The organism is Rhodoplanes sp. SY1 (assembly GCF_046000175.1).
GTDB lineage: Bacteria > Pseudomonadota > Alphaproteobacteria > Rhizobiales > Xanthobacteraceae > Rhodoplanes.
The window spans coordinates 1-523 of sequence record NZ_JBEOMB010000525.1 but is presented as its reverse complement, the minus strand read 5'-3'; the positions used below and the strand labels follow the sequence as shown (position 1 = coordinate 523).

The following is a 523-nucleotide window of genomic DNA, read 5'->3' as shown; positions in this document are numbered from 1 at the left end:
CCGATGCCGCTGCCCTCGTACTCGTCGGGCCCGTGCAGGCGCTGGAACGGCTCGAACACCTGCTCGGCATATTTCGGGTCGAAGCCGATGCCGTTGTCGGCGACCAGCACATGGACGAAGCCGGTCGGCTCGGCGTGCTGGCCGGCCGTCTCGACGCGGGCCTCGATGCGGATCGCGCAGGGGCGCGCCGGATCGCGGTACTTCAGCGCGTTGGAGAGGAGATTCTGCAGCACCTGGCGCATCTGGTTGCGGTCGCACTGCACGGTGGGCAGGGCGCCGCACGTGACCGTCGCGCCGGTCTCCAGGATCCGCTGGCGCATGTCGTCCATGGCCTCCTGCACCACCTCGTCGAGGGCGACCGGCGCCAGCGGCTGGGCGTGCCGGCCGAGCCGCGAGAACTCGGCGAGATCGTTGATCAGGTTGCGCAGCCGCCGCGACGAGCTCTCGATCCCGCCGACCATCGCGTGGAGCCGCGTGTCGGCGGTCCGGCGGATGGTCTCGCCGAGCAGGCCGGCGAAGGCCT

General features: G+C 71.3%; 1 protein-coding gene. It reads right to left on the bottom strand.

Features of this window, described 5'->3' with window-relative positions:
* A partial coding sequence (locus ABTU92_RS30745; protein ID WP_408095307.1) for a sensor histidine kinase occupies window positions 1-523 on the bottom strand: 523 nt, incomplete at both ends.